The sequence below is a fragment of the Enterobacter sp. BNK-22 genome (genome assembly GCF_048684805.1).
GTDB classification, from domain to species: Bacteria; Pseudomonadota; Gammaproteobacteria; order Enterobacterales; family Enterobacteriaceae; genus Enterobacter; species Enterobacter quasiroggenkampii.
The window spans coordinates 259,062-281,620 of sequence record NZ_JBLQTT010000001.1; the positions used below are offsets into that span (position 1 = coordinate 259,062).

25 protein-coding genes are annotated in these 22,559 nt (G+C 55.9%); 17 read left to right on the plus strand and 8 right to left on the minus strand.

What is annotated here, in order from left to right; genetic code table 11:
- The first annotated feature begins 278 nt into the window (after window positions 1-278).
- The 5 genes from argT (at window position 279) to hisP (ending at window position 4,340) form a co-directional block, all read left to right on the plus strand.
- Window positions 279-1,061, plus strand: coding sequence for a lysine/arginine/ornithine ABC transporter substrate-binding protein ArgT (gene argT, locus ACMGGE_RS01185; RefSeq protein ID WP_343666331.1), 783 nt, complete (start codon window positions 279-281; stop codon window positions 1,059-1,061).
- A 226-nt stretch (window positions 1,062-1,287) separates the two neighbouring features.
- Window positions 1,288-2,070 carry a histidine ABC transporter substrate-binding protein HisJ gene (gene hisJ / locus ACMGGE_RS01190; RefSeq protein WP_008502592.1) on the plus strand — a complete coding sequence of 261 codons (783 nt, stop codon included), beginning with the start codon at window positions 1,288-1,290 and terminating at the stop codon, window positions 2,068-2,070.
- Between the two features lie 88 nt (window positions 2,071-2,158).
- Window positions 2,159-2,845, plus strand: coding sequence for a histidine ABC transporter permease HisQ (locus ACMGGE_RS01195; RefSeq protein ID WP_014832782.1), 687 nt, complete (start codon window positions 2,159-2,161; stop codon window positions 2,843-2,845).
- Window positions 2,842-3,558, plus strand: coding sequence for an ABC transporter permease (locus ACMGGE_RS01200; RefSeq protein ID WP_008502590.1), 717 nt, complete (start codon window positions 2,842-2,844; stop codon window positions 3,556-3,558). Before ACMGGE_RS01195 ends, ACMGGE_RS01200 begins: the two co-directional genes overlap by 4 nt.
- An 8-nt stretch (window positions 3,559-3,566) precedes the next feature.
- Window positions 3,567-4,340 (plus strand): histidine ABC transporter ATP-binding protein HisP, encoded by a 774-nt coding sequence (hisP, locus tag ACMGGE_RS01205; protein ID WP_045908735.1) that lies wholly within the window; start codon window positions 3,567-3,569, stop codon window positions 4,338-4,340.
- A gap of 161 nt (window positions 4,341-4,501) precedes the next feature.
- On the opposite strand, the gene ACMGGE_RS01210 is transcribed toward hisP, so the two are convergent.
- The 4 genes from ACMGGE_RS01210 to yfcG all read right to left on the minus strand — a co-directional run bounded on the left by ACMGGE_RS01210 (window position 4,502) and on the right by yfcG (window position 7,045).
- Window positions 4,502-5,020 carry a GNAT family N-acetyltransferase gene (locus ACMGGE_RS01210; protein WP_343666328.1) on the minus strand — a complete coding sequence of 173 codons (519 nt, stop codon included), beginning with the start codon at window positions 5,018-5,020 and terminating at the stop codon, window positions 4,502-4,504.
- A 44-nt stretch (window positions 5,021-5,064) separates the two neighbouring features.
- A complete protein-coding gene (locus ACMGGE_RS01215) occupies window positions 5,065-5,958 on the minus strand; it encodes a TIGR01777 family oxidoreductase (protein ID WP_045908733.1) in 894 nt (297 codons plus the stop codon).
- 13 nt (window positions 5,959-5,971) lie between these two features.
- Entirely contained in the window at window positions 5,972-6,340 is a 369-nt protein-coding gene (gene folX, locus ACMGGE_RS01220) for a dihydroneopterin triphosphate 2'-epimerase (protein WP_023616057.1), read from the minus strand.
- A gap of 75 nt (window positions 6,341-6,415) precedes the next feature.
- Complete coding sequence (gene yfcG / locus ACMGGE_RS01225) at window positions 6,416-7,045, minus strand: GSH-dependent disulfide bond oxidoreductase (RefSeq protein ID WP_032646621.1); 630 nt, start codon at window positions 7,043-7,045, stop codon at window positions 6,416-6,418.
- Window positions 7,046-7,185: 140 nt separating this feature from the next.
- On the opposite strand from yfcG, the gene yfcF reads away from it, so the two are divergent.
- The 3 genes from yfcF to yfcD are packed head-to-tail and all read left to right on the plus strand — an operon-like array spanning window position 7,186 to window position 9,048.
- On the plus strand, window positions 7,186-7,830 hold the full coding sequence (gene yfcF, locus ACMGGE_RS01230) for a glutathione transferase (RefSeq protein ID WP_262779767.1): 645 nt from the start codon (window positions 7,186-7,188) through the stop codon (window positions 7,828-7,830).
- Between the two features lie 56 nt (window positions 7,831-7,886).
- A complete protein-coding gene (gene yfcE / locus ACMGGE_RS01235; protein WP_063622172.1) occupies window positions 7,887-8,438 on the plus strand; it encodes a phosphodiesterase in 552 nt (183 codons plus the stop codon).
- Between the two features lie 55 nt (window positions 8,439-8,493).
- Window positions 8,494-9,048: an NUDIX hydrolase YfcD gene (yfcD, locus tag ACMGGE_RS01240; RefSeq protein WP_025757169.1), complete on the plus strand. Its 555-nt coding sequence runs from the start codon at window positions 8,494-8,496 to the stop codon at window positions 9,046-9,048.
- 3 nt (window positions 9,049-9,051) lie between these two features.
- Here yfcD and ACMGGE_RS01245 read toward each other — a convergent pair whose 3' ends face one another.
- Window positions 9,052-10,071: a LacI family DNA-binding transcriptional regulator gene (locus ACMGGE_RS01245; RefSeq protein WP_167211708.1), complete on the minus strand. Its 1,020-nt coding sequence runs from the start codon at window positions 10,069-10,071 to the stop codon at window positions 9,052-9,054.
- A gap of 234 nt (window positions 10,072-10,305) precedes the next feature.
- On the opposite strand from ACMGGE_RS01245, the gene ACMGGE_RS01250 reads away from it, so the two are divergent.
- From ACMGGE_RS01250 to ACMGGE_RS01270, 5 genes are all read left to right on the plus strand, one after another.
- Window positions 10,306-10,749: a PTS sugar transporter subunit IIA gene (locus tag ACMGGE_RS01250; RefSeq protein WP_196351937.1), complete on the plus strand. Its 444-nt coding sequence runs from the start codon at window positions 10,306-10,308 to the stop codon at window positions 10,747-10,749.
- A gap of 80 nt (window positions 10,750-10,829) precedes the next feature.
- Complete coding sequence (locus tag ACMGGE_RS01255; protein ID WP_024908960.1) at window positions 10,830-11,102, plus strand: PTS sugar transporter subunit IIB; 273 nt, start codon at window positions 10,830-10,832, stop codon at window positions 11,100-11,102.
- Between the two features lie 21 nt (window positions 11,103-11,123).
- A complete protein-coding gene (locus tag ACMGGE_RS01260) occupies window positions 11,124-12,515 on the plus strand; it encodes a PTS ascorbate transporter subunit IIC (protein ID WP_023617386.1) in 1,392 nt (463 codons plus the stop codon).
- Entirely contained in the window at window positions 12,512-13,342 is an 831-nt protein-coding gene (locus ACMGGE_RS01265; RefSeq protein WP_045908730.1) for a transketolase, read from the plus strand. The genes ACMGGE_RS01260 and ACMGGE_RS01265 overlap by 4 nt, the downstream gene beginning before the upstream one ends.
- Window positions 13,335-14,288, plus strand: a complete 954-nt coding sequence (locus ACMGGE_RS01270) for a transketolase family protein (RefSeq protein WP_420293269.1) — start codon at window positions 13,335-13,337, stop codon at window positions 14,286-14,288. Before ACMGGE_RS01265 ends, ACMGGE_RS01270 begins: the two co-directional genes overlap by 8 nt.
- A gap of 117 nt (window positions 14,289-14,405) precedes the next feature.
- Here ACMGGE_RS01270 and pta read toward each other — a convergent pair whose 3' ends face one another.
- Both pta and ackA read right to left on the minus strand, forming a co-directional pair.
- Window positions 14,406-16,547, minus strand: a complete 2,142-nt coding sequence (gene pta, locus ACMGGE_RS01275; RefSeq protein WP_008502877.1) for a phosphate acetyltransferase — start codon at window positions 16,545-16,547, stop codon at window positions 14,406-14,408.
- A 76-nt stretch (window positions 16,548-16,623) separates the two neighbouring features.
- Complete coding sequence (gene ackA, locus ACMGGE_RS01280) at window positions 16,624-17,826, minus strand: acetate kinase (protein ID WP_045334289.1); 1,203 nt, start codon at window positions 17,824-17,826, stop codon at window positions 16,624-16,626.
- 337 nt (window positions 17,827-18,163) lie between these two features.
- Between ackA and yfbV the strand changes: the two genes are divergently transcribed.
- The 4 genes from yfbV (at window position 18,164) to ACMGGE_RS01300 (ending at window position 21,784) form a co-directional block, all read left to right on the plus strand.
- Window positions 18,164-18,619, plus strand: a complete 456-nt coding sequence (gene yfbV / locus ACMGGE_RS01285) for a terminus macrodomain insulation protein YfbV (protein WP_008502875.1) — start codon at window positions 18,164-18,166, stop codon at window positions 18,617-18,619.
- A 91-nt stretch (window positions 18,620-18,710) separates the two neighbouring features.
- The gene (locus tag ACMGGE_RS01290) at window positions 18,711-19,205 is read left to right on the plus strand and encodes a YfbU family protein (RefSeq protein ID WP_008502874.1); all 495 of its coding nucleotides are present in this window, start codon (window positions 18,711-18,713) and stop codon (window positions 19,203-19,205) included.
- A gap of 11 nt (window positions 19,206-19,216) precedes the next feature.
- Window positions 19,217-19,876: a sugar phosphatase gene (locus ACMGGE_RS01295; RefSeq protein WP_045908726.1), complete on the plus strand. Its 660-nt coding sequence runs from the start codon at window positions 19,217-19,219 to the stop codon at window positions 19,874-19,876.
- A 75-nt stretch (window positions 19,877-19,951) separates the two neighbouring features.
- A complete protein-coding gene (locus ACMGGE_RS01300; RefSeq protein WP_023344589.1) occupies window positions 19,952-21,784 on the plus strand; it encodes an SLC13 family permease in 1,833 nt (610 codons plus the stop codon).
- An 80-nt stretch (window positions 21,785-21,864) separates the two neighbouring features.
- Here ACMGGE_RS01300 and yfbR read toward each other — a convergent pair whose 3' ends face one another.
- Window positions 21,865-22,464 (minus strand): 5'-deoxynucleotidase, encoded by a 600-nt coding sequence (gene yfbR / locus ACMGGE_RS01305; RefSeq protein ID WP_008503531.1) that lies wholly within the window; start codon window positions 22,462-22,464, stop codon window positions 21,865-21,867.
- Window positions 22,465-22,559: the final 95 nt, after the last annotated feature.

The following is a 22,559-nucleotide window of genomic DNA, read 5'->3' on the forward strand; positions in this document are numbered from 1 at the left end:
CCAGGTGCATGAAAAGACAAGTTGCCCTGTTTCAGGGCAATTATGCAACGGCGATCATATCCTCGACATTTAATTCGTTTTTTCCCTTTTTCTCTCTCCGGTTCGTTCGGCAGACCTGCTATCTTTCACCATTAAGGCAATATCGCAACGTTTTATTAACATATTTAACGTCGAAGTTTTGACCAGACGGCAATGTGGCATAAGACCTGCAAGATGAAGCCTGCAACACAACACACAACACAATACATAATAAAATCACGGTACTTGAGGGTAAATGTATGAAGAAGACGGTTCTGGCTCTGTCTTTACTCGTGGGGTTAAGTGCGGCAGCAGGTAGCTACGCAGCGCTTCCACAGACGGTACGTATCGGTACAGACGCAACCTACGCGCCATTCTCTTCCAAGGATGCGAAAGGCGATTTCGTGGGGTTTGATATCGATCTGGGTAATGAAATGTGCAAGCGTATTGCGGTGAAATGCACATGGGTGGGCAGCGACTTTGACGCGTTAATCCCGTCGCTGAAAGCCAAGAAAATCGACGCCATTATCTCTTCTCTCTCCATCACCGAAAAACGCCAGCAGGAGATTGCCTTCTCTGACAAGCTCTACGCCGCGGATTCTCGCCTGATTGCCCCTAAAGGCTCTCCGATTAAGCCCACCATCGACTCGCTGAAAGGCCAACACGTCGGCGTGCTTCAGGGCTCGACGCAGGAAGGCTATGCCAATGCTAACTGGCGTGAGAAGGGCGTAGACGTGGTGGCTTATCAGAACCAGGATCTGATTTACTCTGACCTGGCGGCAGGCCGTCTGGATGCGGCATTCCAGGATGAAGTCGCCGCGAGCGAAGGCTTCCTGAAGCAGCCTGCGGGCAAAGAATTCGCGTTTGCAGGCCCGTCGGTGAAAGACAAAAAGTACTTTGGTGACGGCACCGGGATTGGCCTGCGTAAGGATGATACCGAGCTGAAAGCCGCCTTTGACAAAGCCTTTGCGGAGCTGCGTAAAGACGGTACTTACGACAAACTGGCGAAGAAATACTTCGACTTCAACGTATACGGTGAATAACACCTGGCGGTAACGCACTGTTACGGTGCGTTACGGGAGCGGTTGACCCAATACGGTGCATGTGTTGCACCGTATTGGATCGCTTTGTGCATACTTACGCATTTATAATGCAAAAATTCCCGCCTGAAAGGCATTAATTTTTGCCTGACCGAGGGGATTAATGGCACATTAGCACCACCCCGTCGTCGTAAAAATCCCGTATGAAGACAGTTTGTTGAGGACAAATATGAAAAAACTCGTGTTGTCATTATCACTGGTACTGGCCTTTTCCAGCGCCACCGCGGCATTCGCAGCTATTCCGCAGAAAATTCGCATTGGCACCGATCCTACCTATGCGCCGTTCGAATCGAAGAATTCAAAGGGTGAACTGGTCGGTTTTGACATCGATCTGGCCAATGAGCTGTGCAAACGCATCAAAGCACAGTGTACCTACGTTGAGAACCCGCTGGATGCGCTGATCCCTTCCCTGAAAGCGAAAAAAATCGACGTGATCATGTCCTCGCTCTCCATCACCGAAAAACGCCAGCAGGAGATTGCCTTCACCGACAAACTCTACGCGGCCGATTCACGTCTGGTGGTGGCGAAATCGTCTGACATTCAGCCAACGCTGGAGTCGCTGAAGGGAAAACGCGTGGGCGTGCTGCAGGGCACTACCCAGGAAACCTACGGCAACGAGCACTGGGCACCGAAGGGGATTGAAATTGTCTCCTACCAGGGCCAGGAAAATATCTACGCTGACCTGACGGCAGGCCGTATTGATGCCGCATTCCAGGATGAAGTCGCGGCTAGCGAAGGCTTCCTGAAAACGCCGGTAGGTAAAGATTACAAGTTTGGCGGCCCGTCCATTAAGGATGTGAAGTTGTTTGGTGTGGGCACCGGTATGGGCCTGCGCAAAGAAGACAACGAACTGCGTGAGGCGCTGAACAAGGCGTTCGCTGAAATGCGCGCAGACGGCACCTACGACAAGCTGGCGAAAAAGTACTTTGATTTTAATGTTTACGGCGGCTAATCGCCCCGTCATATAACGTGCGGCCCCTCCCACGGCGGGAGGGGAAAAGACACGGTTCCACCACTCACGATACGACAGGGCTCGCGGTATGCTGTACGGATTTTCTGGCGTTATTTTACAGGGCGCGCTTGTCACCCTTGAGCTGGCTATCAGCTCCGTGGTGCTGGCGGTGCTGATAGGTCTGGCAGGCGCAGGGGCGAAGCTTTCGGCTAACAAACCGCTGGCGCTAATCTTTGAAGGCTACACCACGCTTATTCGCGGCGTTCCCGATCTGGTGCTGATGCTGCTTATCTTTTACGGTCTGCAGATTGCGCTGAACAGCGTGACGGACGCGATGGGCATGGGACAAATTGATATCGACCCGATGGTGGCCGGTATTATTACCCTCGGTTTTATCTACGGCGCCTACTTCACCGAAACCTTCCGCGGTGCTTACATGGCCGTGCCGAAAGGTCACATTGAGGCGGCAACCGCATTTGGTTTTACCTCATCACAAACGTTTCGTCGGATTATGTTCCCGGCCATGATGCGCTATGCGCTCCCGGGCATCGGCAACAACTGGCAGGTTATCCTCAAAGCGACAGCGCTGGTCTCGCTGCTCGGTCTGGAAGACGTCGTGAAAGCGACTCAACTGGCGGGCAAGAGTACCTGGGAGCCGTTCTACTTTGCGGTGGTCTGTGGCGTGATTTATCTGGTCTTTACGACCGTCTCCAATGGTGTGCTGCTTCTGCTCGAGCGTCGCTACTCCGTGGGTGTGAAGAGGGCTGACCTGTGATTGAGATTATTCAGGAATACTGGAAATCGCTGCTGTGGACGGATGGCTACCGCTTTACCGGCGTGGCGATTACGCTCTGGCTGCTGATCTCCTCCGTAGTGATGGGCGGTATTCTGGCGGTGTTTCTTGCCATTGGCCGCGTGTCGAACAATAAATTTATCCAGTTCCCGATCTGGCTCTTCACCTACGTGTTTCGTGGTACGCCGCTGTACGTGCAGCTGCTGGTGTTCTACTCGGGGATGTACACGCTTGAGATCGTAAAAGGCACTGAGATGCTGAATGCGTTCTTCCGCAGCGGTCTGAACTGTACTGTGCTGGCGTTGACGCTCAACACCTGCGCCTACACCACCGAGATTTTCGCGGGGGCTATTCGCTCTGTCCCTTACGGTGAGATTGAAGCCGCGCGGGCCTACGGCTTCTCGTCGGTGAAACTGTACCGCTGCATCATTCTGCCGTCGGCCCTGCGTATCGCGTTACCGGCGTACAGTAACGAAGTGATTTTGATGCTGCATTCGACCGCGCTTGCCTTTACCGCGACGGTGCCGGATCTGCTTAAAATCGCGCGCGATATTAACTCCGCGACCTATCAGCCGTTTACCGCGTTTGGCATTGCGGCGGTGCTCTATTTAATTATCTCTTATGTTCTGATTAGCCTGTTCCGTAAGGCTGAAAAACGCTGGTTGCAGCATATAAAACCTTCTTCGACGCACTGAGAAAGATGATGGCTGAGAACAAATTAAACGTTATTGATTTGCACAAACGCTACGGCGAACATGAAGTGCTGAAAGGGGTGTCGCTGCAGGCGAATGCGGGCGACGTAATCAGTATCATCGGCTCATCCGGCTCGGGTAAAAGTACCTTCCTGCGCTGCATTAACTTCCTCGAAAAGCCGAGTGAAGGCTCGATTGTGGTGAGCGGGCAGAACATCAACCTGGTGCGTGACAAAGACGGCCAGCTGAAGGTGGCCGATAAGCACCAGCTGCGTCTGTTGCGTACGCGTCTGACGATGGTGTTCCAGCATTTTAACCTCTGGAGCCACATGACGGTGCTGGAGAACGTGATGGAAGCGCCGGTTCAGGTGCTGGGCCTGAGCAAGCATGAAGCCCGCGAGCGCGCGGTAAAATACCTGGCAAAAGTGGGCATCGACGAACGCCAGCAGATGAAATACCCGGTGCATCTCTCCGGCGGTCAGCAGCAGCGTGTCTCTATCGCCCGCGCGCTGGCGATGGAGCCCGAGGTGCTGCTGTTCGACGAACCGACCTCCGCGCTGGACCCTGAACTCGTTGGCGAAGTGCTGCGCATCATGCAGAAGCTGGCTGAAGAGGGCAAAACGATGGTGGTGGTGACGCACGAGATGGGCTTTGCCCGTAACGTCTCGAACCACGTGATTTTCCTGCATCAGGGGAAAATTGAAGAGCAGGGGCACCCGGACGAGGTGCTGGCGAACCCGCAAAGCCCGCGTTTGCAGCAGTTCCTTAAAGGCTCTCTGAAGTAAGAGGGCATCAAACCGCAGTGCAGCACAGTTGCCCGGTGGCGCTTCGCTTACCGGGCCTACGGGCTGGATGTTCTCCCTCTCCCTGTGGGAGAGGGGCGGGGTGAGGGCATCAGACCGCAGTGCAGCCTAATCGCCCGGTGGCGCTTCGCTTACCGGGCCTACTAATTCCGTTGTCGGCCGGCATATTCCAGCCGGTACACCCAGTCGTCATAGCGCATGCCGTCAATCTCATACGCCTTTTCCAGCACCTGCATACGCACAAACCCGGCTTTCTCCAGCACTCGCACCGAACCACCGTTGTCCGCCAGCACGTACGCGTTAATCGCCTTCACGCCGGTCTGGTTGAACGCATAATCACACACCGCGCGCAGCGCCTCGCTGGCGATACCTTTACCTTGCGCGGCAGGCACAACCGTATAGCCGATATCCGCCTCTTCACGATTCTCTGCGCTGATTTGCAGGCCGATATCGCCCAGTGGCGTATCATCATCCCGGGCGCGAATAACAAACACATGAGCAGCAGCGAGTCGCGCGGCAAACACGCGTCGGGTCTCTTTTTCCGGGGCGATGGCGGCCATATAGCGCATGATGCGGCGATCTTCACGCAGCGAGCGGAAGAACGCCCAGTCAGAGGGTTCGAAAGGGGTGAGGTGAAGCCGGGGTGTGGTGATGGTTGCCATTGTTACGCCATATCTTCGGAAAATGGCCTGTCACTGTACCATATTCACCGCACCACATCCCCCAGCGCCTCTTCTAATTCATACCAGCGGAACGCAAACCCGGCCGCTTCCAGTCGTTTTGGCAGCGCTCTCTGTCCGCCTAATACCAGAACAGACGCTTCACCCATCAGCAGACGAATGACCGTGGCAGGCACGCGCAAAATTGCCGGACGGTGCAGGGCATGCCCCAGCGCGTGGGCAAACTGTTCATTACGCACCGGATACGGCGCAACCATATTGAACGGCCCACGCAGATCGTTATCCAGCAGCCAGAGAATCCCGTTGACCATATCGTCGATATGGATCCAGGCCATATACTGACGGCCATTACCAATGGGGCCACCGAGTCCGAGCCTGAAAGGGGGAAGCATCTTCGCCAAAATGCCGCCTTTCGGTGCCAGAACGACACCGGTCCGCAGCAGGCAGACGCGGGTTCGATCGCTTTGCGCCGCACTGGCGATACGCTCCCACTGGGCGCAGAGTTTGTGGGTAAATTCGTTATGGGGCGGCTCTTCCTCGGTCACCACCACCTCGCCAAGATCGCCGTAGTAGCCCACGGCGGAACCCGAAATCAGCACGGAAGGCGGCGTGTGGCTGTTGCGGATCAGCTCGACCAGCTTTTCGGTGATGTTCCACCGGCTGCTGCATAACAGCTGTTTTTGCTCTTCCGTCCAGCGTTTATCGGCGATGGGTTCACCCGCGAGGTTAATGACGGCGTCGAAGCCGTCCAGATTTTGCTGATCGGCCAGATTTTTCCAGATATCGACACCCGCCCCCAGCACCTGACGCGCTTTCTCCGGGCTGCGCGTGACCACGGTGATGTCGTGATGCAAGGCCTGCAGACGCGCAATGAGGTGACGACCAATCAGGCCTGTACCGCCGGTCAGCAAAATCTTCATACAACCTCCAGGTTTACGCCTGGCGCCGCCAGCTTAACGTCATGGAGACGGAATCGGCGTAGCGCAGGGCGTGAAGTTTATCGATCTCAACTTCAGCATAAGTGACCCAGTGATGTTCGCGTGCGATATCGAGCACATCCTGAGTTAATTTTTCCAGCAGAGAGAAGCGGTTATTCTCCACAAACTGGATAATGTTCTTGGTGATTGTGCGGTAGTTCAGCGCGTCATTAATATCTTCGCTGGCGCGCGCTTTGTCTGCGGGATAGTGAATCACCACGTTAATGACAATATCCTGACGGTTGGCGATCTCTTCCTCTTTGATACCGATAAAGGTACGCAGGCGTAAATTTTTTATACGAATAATGGCGTCTGGCTGTGACATTGCAGGTCTTCTCCGTGTCAGTATTTCCTGCCCATAATACATGAGTGCCTCACAGGCACCCAGCCTCATACCGGGTTAAATTTGCTGGATTTTTTGCATCGCCCGCTCGGTCGCCGGGCGGGTCCGGATGCGCTCGAACCAGTTGTTTACCGCCGGGTAAGAGGCAAGGTCAATTCGGTGTTTTTCATGCGTATTCACCCATGGCCAGCAGGCGATATCGGCAATACTGTAATGATCGCCTCCGAGCCACGGCGTTTTCTTCAGCCGACGGTTCAGAACGTCATAGAGCCGCTGCGTCTCGACCTGATAGCGTTCTATCGCGTAAGGAATGGGTTGCGGGGCGTAAGCGGTAAAGTGATGATTTTGACCCAGCATGGGGCCCAGCCCGCTCGCCTGCCAGAAAAGCCACTGCAGGGTATGGTGACGCTCACGCAGCTCACCGCTCAGCAGCTTGCCGGTTTTCTCTGCCAGATAGAGCAAAATTTCACCGGATTCAAACAGGCTCAACGGTCTGCCCCCGTCCGCTGGCTGGTTATCAATAATGGCCGGGATTTTATTATTCGGCGAGATAGCCAGAAAAAGAGGGCTGAACTGTTCGCCTTTGCTGATATCCACACGAATGATCCTGTAATCCAGCTCGGCTTCTTCAAGAAAGAGGGTGATCTTATGGCCGTTTGGGGTAGGGGCGTAATAAAGGTCGATCATTCTCAACTCCTGTCCATGCGAAGAGTGGTGCCATGACAAATGAGTATAGGTGGTTGTTGTAAATCGTGAGTTTTCATCAAGTGACAGCGAGGCAAAGAGATTATATGTTGAGTAAAAACCGATCAGCCTATGAGGATGTTATGAACCAGCCCGTCATCACGTTGTGGTCCGATGCGAACTTCTTTTCCCCCTATGTTATGAGCGTATACGTTGCGCTGGCCGAAAAAGGGCTCACCTTTACGCTGAAGACCGTTGATCTTGACGGTGGTGAGCATCTTAAACCGCAGTGGCAGGGCTACGATCTGACCCGACGCGTGCCGGTGCTGGAGATTGATGGATTTGCCCTGAGCGAATCGTCGGCGATCGATGAGTATCTGGAAGATCGGTTCGCCCCCCCGGAGTGGGAACGTATCTATCCTCACGATCTGCAAAAGCGCGCCCGGGCGCGGCAGATCCAGGCGTGGCTGCGAAGCGATCTGGTGCCGATTCGCGTCGAACGCTCCACGGACGTTGTGTTTGCCGGGGTGAAAAAGCCAGCCCTCAGCGCAGAAGGTGCAGAAAGCGGGCAGAAGCTGATTGAAACCGCCACCTCGCTGCTCGCCCATGGCAACCCAAACCTGTTCGGCGAGTGGTGCATTGCCGATGCCGATCTGGCGTTGATGTTAAACCGCCTGATCCTCAACGGTGATGAGGTGCCGCAGCTGCTGGTGGATTATGCCGCGTTCCAGTGGCAGCGTGCCTCCGTGCAGCGCTATGTGGCACTCTCGGCTAAGCGCGTGGGCTGATAAGCCCTGCCGCTTCAGGTATCATGGGGGCAGTCTGTTTTCCCGAGGAGTGACTGATGAAACTGATGTTTGCGTCGGATATCCATGGATCGCTGCCCGCTACCGAGCGTGTCCTTTCCCTGTTTGCACAAAGCGGTGCGCAGTGGCTGATTATTTTGGGCGACGTGTTGAATCACGGCCCGCGCAACGCGCTGCCGGAGGGCTATGCCCCTGCGCAGGTCGCGGAAAAACTCAACCAGTTCGCCTCGCGCATCATTGCCGTTCGCGGCAACTGCGACAGCGAAGTGGACCAGATGCTGCTGCATTTCCCCCTTACCGCTCCGTGGCAACAGGTGCTGCTTGAACAACACCGCCTGTTCCTGACCCACGGGCATCTTTTCAGCCCGGATAATCTTCCGGCCCTCGCGGCTGGCGATGTCCTGGTTTACGGTCATACTCATATTCCGGTTGCGGAAAAACGCGGTGAGATTTATCACTTTAACCCGGGCTCGGTCAGCATCCCAAAAGGCGGATATCCTGCGAGCTACGGCATGCTGGAAGGAAATACCCTGAGCGTTATCGCACTTAATGATCAGCAAGTTATTGCGCAGGTAGCGATTAATCCGTAAGTTACACCTCAACTGCAAACGCGCCGAAAGAGCGCTTAGAAGAGAAGGTTTCCCGATGGTGGAGCAGAGTCATTTGGCAAGTACAGAGTGGGTTGACATTGTCAACGAAGAGAATGAAGTGATCGCGCAGGCCAGCCGTGAGCAAATGCGTGCGGAGCGCCTGCGTCACCGTGCGACATATATCGTTGTGCATGACGGTATGGGTAAAATTCTGGTTCAGCGCCGCACGGACACGAAAGATTTTCTCCCGGGTATGCTGGATGCGACTGCAGGTGGCGTCGTCCAGGCGGATGAAGTGCTGCTGGATTCCGCGCGTCGTGAAGCGGAAGAAGAGTTAGGCATTGCCGGTGTGCCGTTTGCCGAGCACGGGCAGTTCTACTTCGAGGATGAACACTGTCGCGTCTGGGGCGGGTTGTTTAGCTGCGTCTCTCACGGCCCGTTCGCCCTGCAGGAAGAAGAAGTCAGCGAAGTGAACTGGATGACGCCGGAGGAGATTACCGCGCGCTGCGACGAGTTCACGCCGGATTCGTTAAAAGCGCTGGCGCTCTGGATGAGCCGCAACGCCAATAACGAATCGACCAAATCAGAGAAAGAGGAAGAGGCTGAGTAAGCTTCAGCAACTCTCTCTCAGACACAGACTGGACGCGATGGGCTTTTGATCGCGCCAGTCTCCGCCATTCAGGCGCTCCAGTAACGCTTTCCCGGCTTCAATTCCAATCTTACGATGCGGCACCGCCATGGTCGTCAGCGGTGGCTGACAGACGCGGCTCACGTCGCTATCGCCAAAACCTACCACCGCCAGATCGTCCGGCACTTTGATTCGCCTGCGCTGGCACTCGTACAGCGCGCCGCAGGCCAGCTCGTCAGAGACGCACACCAGCGCATCCAGCTCCGGCCAGGCCAGCAGGAACTCGGGAAGTTGCGCCGCACCGGTCGAGAAGCTCGGCGGCATCGCCGCGTTAATGACCCGGTTCGGCGACATATGGTGGCGAAGCATGGCTTTGTACCAGCCCTGCAGATGCTGCTGGAAAATCCACTGCTCCTGGTTGGCACACAGCAGGCCAATATTCTGATAGCCGCGCTTAATGACCATTTCCGTGAGCTCATGCATGGCCGCCACGTTATCAATCCCGATATTCATATCAATCGGATCGGCGCGCATGGCGCCCATCTCCATCACCGGAATTGAGGCGTTTTTCAGCCAGTGGCGAACGGTGTCGGTATGTTCAACGCTGAGCAGGATAGCGGCGGCAATGTTCGACGCCAGCAGCGTCTCCAGCAGTTTCTCTTCCTGCTCAAGACGATGCTGGGACTCAGCCAGCATGATCTGATACCCGGCAGGCTGCAGCACCTGCTGTAGCCCGGCGAACATCTCCGAGCAGCCTGCTTCGGAGAGGTTGGGCACCACCATGGCGATCGTCCATGACGACGCCGAGGCCAGGGCACTGGCGGCAAGATTAGGCATATAACCCAGCTCCTGCACGGCAGCTTCAATTTTTTCTCGTAGTTTATCGGAAACCTGCTCGGGCGTGCGAAGCGCACGGGACACGGTCATCGTGCCCACACCGGCAAGCTGTGCGACATCGGCGAGTGTCACTTTACCAGTACTGCGCCGTTTTCGGGTTAGAGACATACACCTTCCTGCTGACCAGACGCGTTCTTATTTTCCTTCGTTTTACGTGACAGGCAGTATACGCCTTAAATCCCTTTTTTTGCTGTGATTTAGCAACGTGATTGCAATTTGATAGCGCTATCACATTTCTGCATGATAACGATTGGTAGCGCTATCTTTGTGATCGCGATCGCAGTCAATCAGTGATGCGTTGAATAAAGTTTGCTCATCTTAAGCGTGTCGCGGGAGTGAAAAGTGCTCAAAAAATGGATATATGATACAACCATCACGCTGCAGGAGAGCGTGGAAAACTGGCCGCAGGCGCTGGAGCTGTGCGCGAAGCCGCTGCTGGATTTGCAGGTGATTGGGCCTGAATACGTCACGGCCATCATCCAGCAGCACCACACGTTAGGACCTTATTATGTGCTGGCACCAGGGCTGGCGATGCCGCATGCGCGGCCGGAGGAAGGCGCCAAAGGACTGGGGTTGTCGTTATTAAAACTAAAACAGGGCGTCTCGTTTGGTGCCGGTGAGTTTGACCCTGTCGACGTCATTATTATGCTCGCGGCACCCGACAAAAATAGCCATATCGAGATGATCTCGTCGCTGGCAGAGTTATTTTCCAGCGATACCGATATGGCCGAACTGCATCAGGTGAATACCCTGGAGGAAATTAAAACGATTATTAACCGCTTCTGATTTAATTCTTTAATCCGGTTTTTCACAACATTACGCGTCAGCGTGATGGGGCGTACTCTACTCAAAATAAGGGGACAACAATGAAAATCATGGCTATTTGCGGTTCTGGCCTGGGCAGTAGTTTTATGGTCGAAATGAATATTAAAAAGGTGCTCAAAAAGCTGGAGATTGAAGCTGAGGTTGAACACTCCGATCTCTCCTCAGCCACGCCGGGCGCGGCCGATCTGTTCGTGATGGCAAAAGACATAGCCGCCAGCGCCAGCGTGCCGGAAAGCCAGCTGGTGGTGATCAACAACATCATCGACATCAACGAACTTGAAGCGCAGCTGCGCGGCTGGTTCGAAAGACAATAACCCTGATAAGGCGAGGTGGATATGTTTATCCTTGAAACGCTGAATTTCGTTGTTGATATTTTAAAAGTCCCTTCGGTGCTGGTGGGTTTAATTGCGTTAATCGGTCTGGTTGCGCAGAAAAAAGCGTTTTCCGACGTGGTGAAAGGGACCATTAAAACCATCCTGGGCTTTATTGTACTGGGCGGCGGCGCCACGGTGCTGGTCGGGTCATTAAATCCCTTAGGCGGTATGTTTGAACATGCCTTTACTATCCAGGGCATTATTCCAAACAATGAAGCGATCGTGTCCATTGCACTGGAAAAATACGGTGCAGCGACCGCGCTGATTATGGCCTTCGGGATGGTGGCGAATATTATCGTCGCCCGCTTTACCCGCCTGAAGTATATCTTCCTGACCGGACACCACACGTTTTATATGGCGTGCATGATTGGCGTGATCCTGACGGTGGCGGGCTTTGAGGGCGTGGGGCTGGTCTTTACCGGGTCGCTGATCCTTGGCCTGATCATGGCTTTTTTCCCGGCGATTGCACAGCGCTACATGAAGCGCATTACCGGCAACGATGAGATTGCCTTCGGCCACTTTGGCACGCTGGGCTACGTGCTGTCCGGCTGGATTGGCAGCAAGGTCGGCAAAGGATCCCGTTCAACGGAAGAGATGAACCTGCCGAAGAACCTGAGCTTCCTGCGCGACAGCTCGATCTCCATCTCCCTGACCATGATGATTATCTACCTGATCATGGCGGTGAGCGCCGGGCGCGAGTACGTCGAGGCCACCTTCAGCGCCGGGCAGAACTATCTCGTCTACGCCATCATCATGGCGATCACCTTCGCGGCGGGGGTGTTCATCATTCTGCAGGGCGTACGCCTGATTCTGGCGGAAATCGTTCCGGCCTTTACCGGCTTTTCGGAAAAACTGGTGCCGAACGCGCGTCCTGCGCTGGACTGCCCGGTGGTGTATCCCTATGCGCCTAACGCGGTGCTGATTGGCTTCCTGTTCAGCTTCCTCGGCGGGATTGTGGGGCTGTTCATCTGCGGTCAGTTTAGCTGGGTGCTGATCCTCCCGGGCGTGGTGCCGCACTTCTTCACCGGCGCAACGGCGGGCGTGTTCGGTAACGCCACCGGCGGACGTCGCGGGGCAATGATTGGCGCCTTTGCCAACGGCCTGCTGATTACCTTCCTGCCGGTCCTGCTGCTGCCGGTACTCGGCGCCATTGGTTTTGCGAACACCACCTTCTCTGACGCCGACTTCGGCGCGGTCGGGATTGTCCTCGGCAACCTGGCGCGCTTCCTGTCGCCGCTTGCCATCACCGGGCTGGTCGTGGCGCTGTTCGCGCTGCTGGTGGCGTACAACGTCTTCGCGAAAAACAAACCTGCCGGCGGTAACGCGCAGGAAAACACCGGAGCCAAATCATGAATGAGAAAGAGATAACCGAACTCGCGCGTCAGATTCGTCTTGAGACGCTGAAATCCCTGACGCAGCTGGGCTTTGGCCACTACGGGGGTAGCATGTCGGTGGTAGAAACCCTGGCCGTACTGTACGGCGCGGTGATGAAAATCGACCCGGCGGATCCGGACTGGCCGGAGCGAGACTACTTTGTGCTGTCGAAAGGCCATGCGGGCCCGGCGCTCTACAGCACCCTGGCGATCAAGGGCTACTTCCCGACAGAAGAGCTGAGCACGCTGAACCAGAACGGTACGCGCCTGCCGAGCCACCCGGACCGCCTGAAAACGCGCGGCGTGGACGCCACCACCGGTTCGCTGGGGCAGGGGATTTCCATCGCGGGCGGCATGGCGCTGTCGCACAGGCTGGCCGGGCGACCGAATCGGGTCTTCTGCATCGTCGGCGACGGCGAGCTGAACGAAGGGCAGTGCTGGGAGGCGTTCCAGTTTATTGCCCACCATCGCCTGAACAACCTGACGGTATTTGTCGACTGGAACAAACAGCAGCTCGACGGCGAGCTGGACGAGATCATCAGCGCGTTTGACCTGGAGGGAAAATTCCGCGCCTTTGGCTTTGACGTGGCGACGGTGAAGGGGGACGACATCCCGGGTCTGCTGGCAGTGACATCGCGGATCCCGGCAGCCGATGCGCGTCCGTTAGTCGTCATCCTCGACAGCATCAAAGGCCAGGGGGTGCCGTATCTGGAGCAGCTCAGCAACTCGCACCACCTGCGATTGACCGCAGAGAGCAAAGCGGCCCTCAACGAGACGATTCGCCAACTGGAGGCTTCACATGATTAAGGTTGCACCGGCAGGACAGAAAGACGCCGTTGAGATGCGTAAAGTTTACGCTGGCTTCGTGGCAAAACAGATTGAGGCCGGAAGTGACATCATTGCGCTCGAAGCAGACCTGATGAGCTCTATGGCGATGGACGGCGTGGCGCGCGACTATCCTCAGCACGTGATTAACTGCGGCATTATGGAAGCTAACGTCATCGGCACGGCAGCCGGGCTGTCGCTTACCGGACGCAAGCCGTTCGTTCACACCTTCACCGCCTTTGCCAGCCGCCGCTGTTTTGACCAGCTGTTTATGTCCCTGGACTATCAGCGCAACAACGTGAAGGTGATAGCGTCGGATGCGGGCGTGACGGCCTGCCACAACGGCGGAACGCATATGTCGTTTGAGGATATGGGCATCGTGCGCGGTCTGGCGCACTCAGTGGTGCTGGAAGTCACTGATGCGGTGATGTTTGAGGACGTGCTGCGCCAGCTTATCGATCTCGACGGCTTCTACTGGGTGCGGACCATCCGTAAGCAGGCGCCGAGCGTGTATGCGCCGGGCTCCACCTTCACCATCGGAAAAGGCAACGTGCTACGCGAGGGGAGTGATATCACTCTGATTGCCAACGGCATCATGGTGTCGGAAACGCTGGAAGCCGCGCGCCAGCTAGAGCAGGAGGGCGTTAGCGCGGCGGTCATCGACATGTTTACCCTGAAACCCATCGACCGGATGCTGGTGAAAAACTACGCCGAGAAAACCGGGCGCATCGTGACCTGTGAAAACCACAGCATTCACAACGGGCTGGGGTCGGCGGTGGCGGAAGTGCTGGTGGAAACCTGCCCGGTGCCGATGCGGCGGGTGGGCGTCAAGGAGCGTTACGGCCAGGTGGGGACGCAGGATTTCCTGCAGAAAGAGTATGGCCTGACGGCACATGACATTGTATCGGCGGCGCGCGAGCTGCTGTAAATAAAAAAGGCGACCGGTTGAGTGGTCGCCTTTTTGTTGCCCGGTGGCGCTCGCGCTTACCGGGCCTACGGTCCTGTAGGCCGGATAAGCGAAGCGCCATCCGGCAAGACCTTACAATTACTGCTGCTGCGAAGACTGGATCGCCGTCAGCGCGATGGTGTAGACGATATCGTCTACCAGTGCGCCACGAGACAGGTCGTTCACAGGTTTGCGCATGCCCTGCAGCATTGGCCCGATGGAGATCAGGTCGGCAGAACGCTGTACCGCTTTGTAGGTGGTGTTACCGGTGTTCAGATCCGGGAAGATGAACACGGTAGCGCGACCAGCAACCGGTGAGTTCGGCGCTTTGGATTTCGCAACGTCAGCCATGACCGCGGCGTCGTACTGCAGCGGGCCGTCGATCATCAGATCAGGACGTTTTTCCTGCGCAATACGGGTCGCTTCACGCACTTTCTCTACGTCGCTACCTGCACCTGAGGTGCCGGTGGAGTAGGAGAGCATCGCTACGCGCGGCTCGATACCGAAAGCGGTCGCGGAGTCTGCGGACTGGATAGCGATCTCGGCCAGCTGTTCTGCAGTTGGATCCGGGTTGATCGCGCAGTCGCCGTAAACGTAAACCTGTTCAGGCAGCAGCATGAAGAACACGGAAGACACCAGAGAGCTGCCTGGCGCGGTTTTGATCAGCTGCAGCGGTGGACGGATGGTGTTCGCCGTGGTGTGAACCGCACCGGAAACCAGACCGTCAACTTCGTCCTGCTCCAGCATCAGCGTGCCCAGCACCACGTTGTCTTCCAGCTGCTCGCGCGCAACGGCTTCGGTCATGCCCTTGCTCTTACGCAGCTCAACCAGACGGGCAACGTAGCTTTCGCGAACCACTTCAGGGTCAACGATTTCGATGCCTGCGCCCAGCTCAACGCCCTGAGAGGCCGCTACGCGGTTGATCTCATCTGGGTTACCCAGCAGCACACAGGTCGCGATGCCGCGCTCTGCACAGATAGCAGCCGCTTTAACGGTACGTGGTTCGTCGCCTTCTGGCAGAACAACGCGTTTGCCCGCTTTACGCGCCAGCTCGGTCAGCTGGTAACGGAAGGCTGGAGGAGACAGACGGCGGCTGCGCTCGGAGGTCGCGGTCAGGGATTCGATCCAGTCTGCGTTGATGTAGCCTGCAACGTATTCCTGAACTTTCTCGATACGCTCGTGGTCATCAACCGGCACTTCCAGGTTGAAGCTCTGCAGGCTCAGGGAGGTCTGCCAGGTGTTGGTGTTCACCATGAAGACCGGCAGGCCGGTAGCAAACGCGCGTTCGCACAGCTTGCTGACGCGTGGGTCCATCTCGTAGGCACCGGTCAGCAGGATCGCACCGATTTCCACGCCGTTCATTGCGGCCAGACAGGCTGCAACCAGAACGTCAGGACGGTCTGCGGAAGTCACCAGCAGGGAACCTGCGCGGAAGTGTTCCAGCATGTGCGGAATGCTACGCGCACAGAAGGTCACGGACTTCACGCGACGGGTGTTGATGTCGCCTTCGTTAATCACGGTCGCGTTCAGGTGACGCGCCATGTCGATTGCACGGGTGGCAATCAGATCGAAGCTCCATGGCACCGCGCCCAGAACCGGAAGCGGGCTGGATTCCTGCAGCTTAGCCGGGTCAACTTTGATGACTTTCGCTTTGGACGAGTCGTCGAAGATCTCGGACAGGTCAGGGCGAGTACGGCCCTGCTCATCCACTGGCGCGTTCAGCTTGTTGACGATCACGCCGGTGATGTTGGTATTTTTCGCGCCGCCGAAGCTGCTGCGCGTCAGTTCGATACGCTCGTTCAGCTGCTCTGGGGTATCAGTGCCCTGAGACATCACGAAAACGATCTCTGCGTTCAGGGTTTTCGCGATTTCGAAGTTCAGAGACTGGGCAAACTGGTGTTTGCGGGTTGGCACCAGACCTTCAACCAGCACCACTTCCGCGTCTTGCGCGTTAGCATGGTAGTTGGCGATGATCTCTTCCATCAGCACGTCTTTCTGGTTGCTGGACAGCAGAGATTCAACGTGGCTCATCTTCAGCGGTTCGGCCGCCGGCAGATTGGAGTTCTTGCGAACGATGGTGGTGGTCTGGTCTGGCGCATCGCCACCGGCACGTGGCTGGGCGATTGGCTTAAAGACGCTCAGACGAACGCCTTTGCGTTCCATAGCACGGATCACGCCAAGGCTGACGCTGGTCAGGCCGACGCTGGTTCCGGTAGGGATCAGCATAATAGTACGGGACACGGTTTATCCTCTTTCGTTACCGCCCAAATGGGGCGGGTTACAAAACAGCACCGCCAGCATTGCTGGCGGTGTGGAATCAGGCAGTCAGGCGGTGCGCGTCTTGCGCGATGACCAGTTCTTCGTTAGTTGGGATAACGAGAGCAGGGCGGGTGCCTTCTTTGTTGATGAAGCCAGACTTGCCGAAGCGGGCAGCCAGGTTACGCTCGTGATCAACTTCGAAGCCCAGAACGCCCAGTTTGCCCAGGGACAGTTCACGAACCATTGCCGCGTTCTCACCGATACCACCGGTGAAGATAACCGCGTCCAAACGGCCTTCCATCAGCGCAGTGTAAGAGCCGATGTATTTCGCCAGACGGTGGCAATAAACGTCCATTGCACGTTTAGCGTCTTCTTTCTCTGCGTAGTTGTCTTCAACGTAACGGCAGTCGCTGGTGACTTCGGTCAGACCTAGCAGGCCAGACTCTTTGGTCAGCATTTTGTTGATCTGGTCAACGCTCATGCCCAGGGTGTCGTGCAGGTGGAAGATAATCGCCGGGTCGATGTCACCGGAACGGGTACCCATCACCAGACCTTCCAGCGGGGTCAGACCCATGGACGTATCAACACATTTACCATTGCGGATAGCCGAAACAGAACCACCGTTGCCCAGGTGGCAGGTGATGATGTTCAGTTCTTCAACCGGCTTGTTCAGCACTTTTGCCGCTTCCTGAGTCACATAGAAGTGGCTGGTGCCGTGCGCGCCGTAACGACGTACGCCGTGCTCTTTGTACAGGCTGTATGGCAGGGCATAGAGGTAAGACTCTTCCGGCATGGTCTGATGGAACGCGGTATCGAATACGGCCACGTTTTTGTCTTTCAGATTCGGGAAGGATTTCAGCGCTTCAGCGATACCGATCAGGTGAGCCGGGTTGTGCAGCGGTGCGAAAGAGGCAGAGTCTTTGATGCCCTGGATCACAGAGTCGTCGATCACGACGGAGCTGGTGTATTTTTCGCCGCCGTGGACGATACGGTGACCAATCGCAGTCAGCTGAGCAGACAGTTCTGGTTTTTGTGCCAGAATAGTGTTAACGATAAAGTTAAGCGCTTCACTGTGAGCGGCGCCTGCACCTAAAGCCGCTTCTTGTTTGCTGCCGTCCATCTTCCACTTGATGCGTGCTTCAGGCAGATGGAAACATTCGGCCAAACCAGAGAGGTATTCGTCACCGTTGAGCGCATCGATGATGGCGAATTTCAGTGAGGAGCTACCGCAGTTCAGAACCAGTACTAACTTACTCGACATGGAAGTACCTATTATTGATACGTGGCTAAAAAAACGTCAGTGAGTCTAACAGCGTAACGCATGATGACTCGGACATTTATGATTAACATCATGCCAAACGAACATTGTGGCATGATGGAAGAAATAACTATGATTTTATGCCATTTTGCACAATTTTCAGCCAATGGCATAATATGCAATAATTTGACGAGCTAATGATTCTCGTCTATGGCCCTATCAGGCTGGCACAGGATACCCGATACGGGGTAGAGATGACAAAATATTTTGAACGTTGTCATAGCTTGTTGTGGTTTTGCACGAAAATTTTAATTTTTATATGTGAAGTTGAGGTACAGCCATGTCGACACCAGAGAACCCGTCCGTAAATTTCTTCAGTCTGTTTCGTCGGGGACAGCATTACGCAAAGACGTGGCCTATGGAAAAGCGCCTTGCGCCGATGTTTATTGAGAATCGCACCATCCGCGCCACGCGCTATGCGATTCGCTTTATGCCGCCTGTCGCTATCTTTACGCTGTGCTGGCAGATTGCGCTGGGTGGGCAGCTTGGACCTGCCGTTGCCACGGCGCTCTTCGCATTAAGCCTGCCGATGCAGGGCCTGTGGTGGTTAGGTAAACGGTCCATCACGCCCCTTCCTCCTTCTATTTTACACTGGTTTTATGAAGTGCGCGGTAAGCTGGAAGAGGCCGGTCAGGCGCTCGCCCCGGTGGAAGGCAAGCCGGATTACCAGGCGCTGGCGGACACGTTAAAGCGTGCTTTTAAGCAACTGGATAAAACATTCCTCGATGATTTGTGATTGATCATCGAAACGACGACGAAAAGAGGGCACAGTAACAATCAGTTACCGTGTCTTTTTTTTAAGTGCAATGCGCTACAGGAGTCGAAAGATGGAAATGACCCATGCTCAACGTCTGATTTTGTCCAACCAGTACAAGATGATGACTATGCTTGATCCCGATAACGCTGCGCGCTACAGCCGCCTGCAAACCATCGTCGAACGCGGCTTTGGTCTGCAAATGCGCGAACTGGACCGCGAGTTTGGCGAGCTGAAAGAAGAAACCTGTCGCATCGTGATCGACATTATGGAGATGTATCACGCCCTGCACGTCTCCTGGACGAATCTCAAAGATCAACAGTCCATTGACGAGCGCCGCGTCACCTTCTTAGGCTTTGATGCCGCAACGGAAGCGCGTTATCTGAGCTATGTTCGCTTTATGGTGAATACGGAAGGGCGTTATACCCACTTTGACGCGGGTACCCACGGCTTCAACGCGCAGACCCCGATGTGGGATAAATATCAGCGCATGCTGAGCGCGTGGCATGCCTGCCCGCGTCAGTACCATTTAAGCAGCAACGAAATTCAACAAATCATTAATGCCTGACGGAGGTGCGTGTGCAGTGTAGAGGTTTTCTGTTTGATCTGGACGGTACGCTGGTGGATTCGCTGCCGGTTGTGGAACGTTCCTGGTGCCATTGGGCTGACAGACATGGCATCGACCATCAGGACGTGCTGAATTTTATCCATGGCAAACAGGCCATCACCTCGCTACGGCACTTCCTGGCCGGACGCTCTGAGGACGACATTCAGGCGGAGTTCAAATACCTGGAACACATTGAAGCCACCGATACGGACGGCATCACCGCGTTACCGGGCGCGCGCGAACTGCTTGAACATCTGAACGAGGCGCAGATCCCGTGGGCTATCGTCACCTCCGGTTCCGTGCCGGTTGCCCACGCCCGACACAAGGCAGCAGGGTTGCCGACGCCGGACGTGTTTATCACGGCGGAGCGCGTGAAGCGGGGTAAACCGGAGCCTGACGCATTTTTACTGGGCGCTGAACTGCTGGGCCTCGATCCTGCAGAGTGCGTGGTGGTGGAAGATGCGGCGGCTGGCGTACTGGCCGGGTTGAACGCAGGAAGCCACGTCATCGCCGTTAACGTTCCGGCCGGTTCTCCCCGCCTGGAGGAGGCGGATTTGGTGCTGGATTCCCTGACGGCACTGTCTGTTTCAAAAGCCTCTGACGGAGTTGTAACCGTCTCGCTAAAAGTGTAATCCCATGATATGGCCCCACATTGCTGGGGCTTTTTTATGGCAAAATTCCTCATCTTCCACTGACAAGGATAGGTTGTGAACGGTGAACTGATTTGGGTCCTGAGCCTGCTTTTAATCGCCATCATTCTTTTTGCCACGGGCAAGGTACGCATGGACGCCGTCGCCCTGTTTGTTATCGTCGCGTTTGTGCTGAGCGGAACGCTGACGCTGCCGGAAGCCTTCTCCGGATTTAGCGATCCCAACGTTATCCTGATTGCCGCCCTGTTTATCATCGGGGATGGGCTGGTGCGCACCGGCGTAGCGACCATCATGGGGTCGTGGCTGGTGAAGGTGGCGGGCAGCAGCGAAACCAAGATGTTGATCTACCTGATGGTGACCGTCGCCGGACTGGGGGCGTTTATGAGCTCCACGGGCGTGGTCGCCATCTTTATCCCGGTGGTGTTGAGTGTTTCCATGCGGATGCAGAGCTCGCCGTCGCGCCTGATGATGCCCCTGAGTTTTGCCGGTTTGATCAGCGGGATGATGACGCTGGTGGCCACGCCGCCGAATCTGGTCGTTAACAGCGAACTGATCCGGGAAGGATTTGAGGGCTTCAGCTTTTTCAGCGTCACCCCGCTTGGGCTGGTCATTCTGGTCATGGGCGTGGTCTACATGCTGCTGACCCGGTTCGCCCTGAAGGGTGAAAAACAGGACAAAAACAAAGAAGGATGGAAGCGACGCACCTTCCGCGATTTGATTAAGGAGTACCGCCTTACCGGGCGCGCGCGCCGTCTGGCTATTCGCCCCGGCTCGCCGATGGTGGGACAGCGGCTGGATGACCTGAAGCTGCGTGAGCGCTATGGCGCGAACGTGATCGGCGTAGAGCGCTGGCGGCGGTTTCGTCGGGTGATCGTCAACGTCAACGGGGTGTCGGAATTCCGCGCGCGTGACGTCCTGCTGATTGATATGTCCACCGCGGATGTGGACCTGCGCGAGTTTTGCAGCGAACAGCTGCTGGAGCCGATGGTGCTGCGCGGGGAGTATTTCTCCGATCAGGCGCTGGATGTCGGCATGGCCGAGGTGTCGCTGATCCCGGAGTCGGAACTGTTGGGTAAAACCGTGCGGGAGATGGGGTTCCGTACCCGCTATGGCCTGAACGTCGTGGGGCTGAAGCGCGATGGCGTAGCGATGGAAGGGGCGGTGGTGGATGAGCCGATCCTGCTGGGCGATATCTTTCTCGTTGTCGGTAACTGGAAGCTCATTAGCCAGCTCGGACAAAAAGGGCGCGATTTTGTGGTGCTCAACATGCCTGTCGAGGAGAGCGACGCATCGCCAGCGCACAGCCAGGCGCCACACGCGATTTTTTGTCTGGTGCTGATGGTGGCGCTGATGCTGACCGATGAGATCCCCAATCCGGTCGCCGCAATCATCGCCTGCCTGTTGATGGGTAAATTCCGCTGCATTGACGCCGAAAGCGCCTATAAAGCCATTCACTGGCCGAGCATCATTCTCATTGTCGGGATGATGCCCTTCGCCCTGGCGCTGCAAAAAACCGGCGGGGTGGATCTGATCGTTAAAGGCTTAATGGACGTGGGCGGCGGGTATGGGCCGTACATGATGATGGTCTGCCTGTTTATCATGTGCGCCACCATCGGCCTGTTTATCTCGAACACCGCGACGGCGGTACTGATGGCACCTATCGCACTGGCGATGGCGAAGTCCATGGGCGTGTCGCCGTACCCGTTTGCGATGATGGTAGCGATGGCCGCTTCTGCGGCATTTATGACGCCGGTCTCTTCACCGGTGAATACGCTGGTGCTGGGACCGGGGAACTATCGATTCAGCGATTTCGTGAAGCTGGGCGTGCCGTTCACCGTGCTGGTGATGGTGGTGTGCGTGGTACTGATACCGGTCCTGTTTCCGTTCTGAGCATTTTGCCGGGTGGCGGCTACGCCTTGCCCGGCCTACAACCCCGTAGGCCCTGCAAGCGCAGCGCCGCTGGGCGAAAATCAGAGTGGCGAATCCTGGCTGATCTCATCCAGCGATAAATGGAAGCTCGGTACAAACACCTGCATAAAGTAATCCATCTCTTCGCTGCGGCGGGATTCCAGCGTTTTTTCCAGGCGCGTTTTCGCCAGCAAGAATTCGTTATTCCCTGCGGACAACTCTTCGAGACACTTCAGATAGGCACACAGCGCGTCGGCCTGTTTTACCAGTGACTTTTCATCTTCCGTATACTGATGCTCGTTGATAAGCGGCTCGAAGATATCACGCAGTTCTTCGGGCACCATCTCAATCAGCTTCTGCTGGGCAATTTTCTCAATGGCCTTATATTCCTGCGCAATTTGCGAGTTGAAATATTTCACCGGCGTAGGCAGATCCCCAGTCAGCACTTCTGACGCATCGTGGTACATCGCCAGCAGGGCGATGCGCTCTGGATTGACTTGACCGTTGAATTTGCGGTTTTTAATGGCGGCCAGCGCGTGAGCGACCATCGCAACCTGCAGGCTGTGCTCTGACACATTTTCCGTGCGGACATTGCGCATCAGCGGCCAGCGGTTGATGAGTTTCAGGCGGGAGAGGTGGGCAAAGAAATGACTCTGACTCATAGGTTACCTTTTGTCTTCACTGCGACAGGCGTTCATTGTGCGGGGAGGGGAGGCAAGATGCAAATTTGCGGATTTTGTAGGCCGGGTAAGCGAAG